Raw genomic sequence first — 6,690 nt, 5'->3', positions numbered from 1 at the left:
CTTTGTCATTTTGTTTTTTTACTTATTCCTATGCTCAGTATCCTTACTCTATTTCCCAGGTAATAGTTGACGGGTAATGTCCTCTACTTATGTAGATTCTTCCCTTGTACTACTTGTTGAAAATCTTGTATCCAATATATCTATGATCTCAGTTCAAAGACTCTCCTACATGAGGGAGTCCGGAGAGCAAAGTTACAACAACTTTTCTTATCTCAAAAATTTTTCAAGAAAAACTTTCTAACTCTCATTTCAACGAACGGACATCGCTGTCACCACAGCCTCTCATTCGTTTTGGGGATGCAAAGGTACAATATCTTTTTTAATAGCCAAACAAAAAGAGAAAAATATTTTTACTCTCTCAAAACTATTATTGAGAACAGCGCCTATTTCTGCTGTAAAAACTTCTGAAGATCTTCCGTAGAAATATTAGGAGTGAGCACTCCTTTGTGAGCAATGGATATCTTACCTCTCTCTTCAGAAATGATAATCACCTTGGCATCGGTAGCCGTTGCCATGCCGAGACCGGAGCGGTGTCTCAGTCCCATCTCCTTGGGTATTTCAGAAGAATGAGATACCGGAAGGATAGAGCCGGCAGATACAATTCTCTTACCGCTAATGATCATCGCCCCGTCATGCAGGGGACTGTTCTTGAAGAAAATATTTTCGATCAGACGGGCATTAACGGCTGCATCTATACGCTCACCCGTATGTTCATATTGCTCAAGACCATCTTTTTGTTTGATTACGATGAGTGCTCCGCTCTTTTTCCTACTCATATTAAGGCAGGCAAGTGTAATGGCAGCGATCTCTGCAGTAACTTGCGTATTATTATCTGCCCCTTTAAGAAACACCTTAAACAGGTGCGACCAGCGACCACGAGAGCCAAGCAGAGTCAGAAATCTCTTTATATCATCTTGAAAAAGAATTACGACAAGCACTACTCCTCCCGTTGAGACAAAATCCAAAATAGAGCCGAGAAGACGCATCTTAAGGAAAGAGACAACCATTGAGATCACTAAAAATGCCAGCAATCCGTAGAAAAGAGTCTTAGATCCGGAGGATCGCAGAGACTTTTGTACTTGATACATCAGGATCGTAACCAGAAGGATGTCAATAAAATCCTTTATGCCAAATTGAAACCAACTCATATATTATAGTCGTGATGTTAGATTCGTAGGATCAACTATTGCTTGCACTATTCGCACCGCCTCTTCAGCCGCTCTCACATCATGGACTCGGAGAATATGCGCACCATTGAGAAGAGCTGCGGTATTAAGTATGGTAGTACCATTAAGAGCATCTTCCGGAGAGATCTCAAGCAGTTCCCATATCATTTTTTTCCTTGATATTCCTACTAGTAAAGGAGCATTAAACACCTCAAACCATCTGAGATTGTGAAGCATCTCATAGTTTTGTGCAATATTCTTGCTGAATCCGAAACCGGGATCCATTATAATATCAGCTTGAAAACCGAGAGAGCGAAGCTGATACCTTTTAGCCTCCAGATCTCTTATAACATCGAGAGTAACATCTTCGTATTGAGCAAGCGAAGACATCGTTGATGGAGTTCCTCTCATGTGCATCAAGATATAAGGCACTTGAAGTTTTGCCATCGTGTCGAACATATCATCATCCAATGTTCCACCCGAAACATCATTGATAATGGCTGCTCCATACTTTTCCACAGCCCTTCGAGCCACACCGGCTCTAAATGTATCCACAGACAGCGGAAGGGTCGGATACTCCCTTTCCAAAGCTTTCAGTGCCGGTTCTACACGCTTCCACTCTTCCTCTTCCGATATGGGAGAGGCTCCGGGACGGGTAGAGTAGCCTCCGATATCGAGAATAGAAGCCCCTTCTAAAATCATCTGTTCCGCTTTGGCAAGAATACTCTCTTCCCTTAAAGCTGTACGACTTCCCGAGTAGAAAGAGTCGGGCGTCGTATTCATAATACCCATTACGATGGGCTCACTTGTCAGATTATAAAGTTTTCCCTTTAGATTCAGGGTTATTGGTATCATTTATATTACGGAGTGTTCGTTTCAACAAAGATAGTTGATATTTCTGATACCTTTTTACAGAATGTTATATATACCGGATTAACGCATCTTTCGCTCGTTTTTGAGGTGTTCTTTCACTTCGGCACACCTGCTTAAAAAGCGGCTTTGAAGTTGTTTATATCTGATTTTATTTAGAATTCACCCCTGTCGAGATCTTCATTTTCAAGGGACTTACCACCTCTATACTCCTTACCGATAGAGAAATAATAAGTCAGTGCAATGCTTCCTTTCCAAAAGTTGTCTCTCTTTATGGAGCGTGTGGTCTCTTGTAAACGGAGAAAGGAGTGGTTTTCAGTGACAGAGAGTTCGGGGACAAACAGATTTTCCAATGCCAACCGGACATTCCATGAACCTTTTCTCCAGAAACCGGACAGCGAGCTATAAAAACCGGAAGATGAAATAAAGTAGCTGTACAGCCTTTTATAAGGCAGATCCAAATCTCCCTGCACTCCCCAACGATCTTTTTGATAGAGAAGACTAATGCCGGAAGGGATGGAGAAGAAAGAGAGTTGTTGATCTTTGGAAACAGAATAGTGCTGATATCGAGGCTGAGCATATAGACGTATTTGCAGCTGCTCATTGCCAAATGGCTTGATAGAAACCGATGTGCGTAAAGCTAAAGATTCGGAGTAGAGAGCATTGATCCGTTGTTGAACAACAGCCTCCTTACCATTGATCCTCTCTTTCAAAAATGTCGTAATCCAATCTCCGGAGGTGTGATTATAGACCAGCCGACCGGACAGATCCACATAGTCATTACCCCAATCGTAATAGAGACGCCCCGTTGAGAGATAACTGTTTTGGAGAAGAGGGTTATTTCTCACAAAAAATCCCTCTCGAACCTGCCGCGTTACTTCGGTTGTACTACCCAAATCCGGGATAAGATTGGCTGTTTCAACCTCCAATCTCAACCGATGACCATGAGGCAGATTATAGCCTGCTAAGGCTCTCGGATTGAAGTAAAAGCGAAGCCGATCCTCTTCAAGCCCTCTGTGGGCTGAAGCATAGTGCATCGAGACGGCAGGGACAATACGGTAAAAGAAACGCTTTCTGTTGCCCTCCCATGTCAGATAAAGTTGATCCCGGAACTGACGTTGCAGATCCACGCTCTCTCCCGTGCTTGTTCCCTTTATGGCAAAGGAGGCTTGGGAGTACATCATTTGAGTTCCGATGTACAATCTGCTGTTCTTAAACGGATGAGCATATTCCACCTGCCCTATCACGGAATGCTTGGAAGTGCCCCCTTCTATCCGTTCACGCAAAGCATCTGCATGGTTCGTTTCGTTCCGCTCACTCAGATCATAATCGGAGTGGAGCGTATTGTAGGTATATACGACATTGGAAAAGAGTCTGCGTCCTCCCGTCAATGTCCGGTCGTAATAGAGATCAATGACCGGCGTGAACACTTTGCCCAAGCTGTTGGTATATCCTTTACGCAACACCTCCTGCGCTCCTTTTCGGCTGTATGCATCATACTCCCGGTTGTCGCCCACCTTCTCCAGAGAAGAAGAGAGAGCAATCTCCAGATAGTGTTTATTGGGTTGGTTCAGAGAATAAGCCGTTTTGAACAGATAGTTTTCGAGACGTTTGTGTGAGATACCCTCTGTTCGGAAAGAGTATGGCTGATCTGCTTCGTACCGCGTGCTCTGTTCATCCTTCTCTCCCAATCTTGTATTCCTGTACAGTCCCTTGAGAAAGAGTTTAAGTCTGTGCATCCCTCTATTGTAGCTATAATAGCCGTTTGCAATGACATCCGTATATAGAGGAGAGGTCATCCCTTCTACTCCGGCTTGATGACCGTCATCAAGAGGTTTGGTAACAACATCTATCACACTTCCTCTCGTGTTGTATCTCTCAGGCGCTATGTCGAAATAGTCTATGCGGATTATCTTACCGGGAGGTATGGAGCGCAGCTCTTCGTGAGTGGCATGCCGACCATTGATAAGAACAACAGGTGCAACATCACCGGAAGCAGAGACAATTTCTCCCGTTCGGGCACTTGCTTTCACCTGAGGCAGCGTTAAAGCCAAATCCAACAGATTTTGTGCCAAAGCTATCTGATTAGGCTTGAAATAGTAGCTCTTCTTATCTATTCCCTCCTTAGGCTTTCCCAGTACGACCACTTCTCCCACTTCTCCCTCCGGAGATCCCAGCTCAAAATCTTGACGCAACAGGGGCGACTCCGGTTTTATCTGTATCTCTTTCCTCTCTTTTTTGTACCCCACATAGCGTGCCTCCACAATATATTTGTCAGAAGAGGGTATTGCCATCGAGTAGTAGCCTCTTTTATCGGTATAAGTGAACCGAAGAGGCTGTGAGGCATTCGGCGCATAAAGTGCAACCAAAGCAAATTCAAGCGGTTCTTTGGGTGTGAGTCGGACAAAACCCTCTACACGTAAAGATTGAGCCGTAGCCGAGATAAAAAAAAGAGTGCACAAGATAGCAAACAGGAGCTTGGTTCGTTTCATTTTAGCCGAGATTTAGAATAGTCCGGATTCATGACCTTATCAAAAGCATCAAACACCGGATTTCGGGGAGATAAAAGTCAGTAATCGGCTTGGTTCTGCTCCTTTCAAAGAGGTGAGTCGGATGCTTTCGGAGATCTGATATTTATTGGAGGCAAAGAAACTTTCACAAAATATGCAAAGTTTACCTTCCTACAAAGGTAGACAATAATTCTAATTCTACTATGTGTAAATAAACAATTAAAAATCATAGATTCCACCATCCTATTTCAAGTTGAATAATTATAGTTTGATATGCAAGTGTTAAATGAACCAATAGGAAACTTCTACGTAATAAAAAGCTCTGTACTCACTAGTAGACATAATAAAAAATCAAAATAGTATAATGTAACCCCCTTAAATCTGCCTCTTTATGCAGAACCTTAACGAAAACACGCCAGCAAACAAAATTAAGTATCTTTGTCAAAAAAATACAGTGCAAAATGAATAAACAAGATAACTCACTACTGCAACTTGAAGACTTTGATCTTGTAGAACTTGAATACAAGTTGAATCTTGACTTAAAATCTCAGCTTCAAGAATTAGAAGATCTAGAGTATTCTCACGACGAAATAGGCAATCCTGATTCCTTGGGAAAAATTATTATGGACACCGTTTGGGAACAGTTCACAAACCAAATTGGAATTACAGCGGGAGAGGAGTTTATTATTAAGGATAATAATGGGATGACTTTAGACCTTCGAAATTCTGCACACATTCAAACAACTGAAAATTTCGAAAAAGGGAAGATAGCTTCTCACAATAGAAGTATAAACTATCAAAAAAGATATGATAATTGGCAAAGCAAATTTGAGCGAGATCCCGAAGAAAACATAAAAACTCATAAGACTCGCTCCGGCAGAGAAGAAGCAAATTTGGCGAAAGGAGCAAGAAATATCTTTGATCAAGGAAGAGCTACAGGGTCTTCTGAGAAAGGAATAGATATGGATCACACCATTTCAGCCGGGGAGTTGATTAGAAGAGCAGATGTTAATGCCCATATGAGTGAACAAGAGCAAATAGATTTTGCCAATGGGAAAACAAACCTCAAAGAAATGAATTCCAGCCACAATCGTTCTAAGGGCGATACACCCACATCTGAATGGCTAGATAATCCTAACAGCAAAGGACAAAAACCAAGAGAAATATTTGATGATCTTACTGAAGAAAAGGAAAAACAATATCGAAAAAACGACCATGAAGCCAGAAAAGAACTTGACAAACAAATAGAAAAAGGAAAAAAAGAAAGCATTAAGACGGGGCGAGAATCTCAAATTAAAGAAGCTATGCTCTTTAGCGGAAGAGCATTGAAAGCCATTCTGATGAATCTACTAGCAAAACTGGTTAAAACCATTATCAAGAAGCTGATAAATTGGTTTCGCTCAAAATCAAAAAATGCGACCACCCTATTAGAATCATTGAAGAATGCTATTTCAGAGTTTATTCAAGACTTACGGGCACATCTTAAAGCATCATTCAAAACAGCAATCACAACCATCTTGTCAGCAATTTTGGGACCTATCATGAAGATATTTAACAAAGTTTGGATATTTCTAAAGCAGGGCTGGAAATCTGTAATGCAGGCAGTCAAATATCTAAAAGATCCCCAAAATAAGAATAAACCTTTTGGAATAAAAATGGGAGAAATGACAAAAATTGCCGTAGCTGGAATATCGGCTGGGGGAGCCATAATTTTAGGAGAGGTAATAGAAAAAGGATTAATGACCATTCCTTTTTTTAATATTCCAATTCCTCTACTTGGGAGTCTTGCAAATATTCTAGGTCTATTCTTCGGTGCTTTAATATCAGGCGTACTTGGGGCAATAATCATGAACTTTGTTGACAAGTTTATCGCAAAAAAGAAGAAAGAACTCAATACTAAAGAGCAAATTGAGGTCAGTAATAAGATATTATCTACTCAAGAACAACTTAAAACTACTGCTAAAGTTGATTTAGAGACCGCCAAAGAAAGTATGTCTACATCAATCAGTTGTAGACATCAAGAAGCTGAGCACATTATTCGCTCAGCAACCAACAATATAATCAATAATACAGAACAATTAGCGAACATCAATAATAATGATGAGAAGCTAATGCAACTATTCTCAGACTTAGAGAAATTATAG

The 6,690-nt window shown here is 41.1% G+C and carries 4 protein-coding genes; 1 reads left to right on the top strand and 3 read right to left on the bottom strand.

What is annotated here, in order from left to right; all coding sequences use genetic code 11:
• Window positions 1-383: 383 nt before the first annotated feature.
• The 3 genes from cdaA to HQ29_RS09440 all read right to left on the bottom strand — a co-directional run bounded on the left by cdaA (window position 384) and on the right by HQ29_RS09440 (window position 4,528).
• Complete coding sequence (gene cdaA / locus HQ29_RS09450) at window positions 384-1,148, bottom strand: diadenylate cyclase CdaA (protein WP_036790775.1); 765 nt, start codon at window positions 1,146-1,148, stop codon at window positions 384-386.
• 3 nt (window positions 1,149-1,151) lie between these two features.
• Entirely contained in the window at window positions 1,152-2,021 is an 870-nt protein-coding gene (gene folP / locus HQ29_RS09445) for a dihydropteroate synthase (RefSeq protein WP_036869490.1), read from the bottom strand.
• A gap of 170 nt (window positions 2,022-2,191) precedes the next feature.
• Complete coding sequence (locus tag HQ29_RS09440; protein WP_036869489.1) at window positions 2,192-4,528, bottom strand: carboxypeptidase regulatory-like domain-containing protein; 2,337 nt, start codon at window positions 4,526-4,528, stop codon at window positions 2,192-2,194.
• 479 nt (window positions 4,529-5,007) lie between these two features.
• Between HQ29_RS09440 and HQ29_RS09435 the strand changes: the two genes are divergently transcribed.
• Complete coding sequence (locus HQ29_RS09435) at window positions 5,008-6,690, top strand: AI-2E family transporter (protein ID WP_036869488.1); 1,683 nt, start codon at window positions 5,008-5,010, stop codon at window positions 6,688-6,690.

Source organism: Porphyromonas canoris (genome assembly GCF_000765975.1).
GTDB lineage: Bacteria > Bacteroidota > Bacteroidia > Bacteroidales > Porphyromonadaceae > Porphyromonas_A > Porphyromonas_A canoris.
Note: the sequence above shows the minus strand (reverse complement) of the source record. Positions and strands in the feature narration are given on the sequence as shown.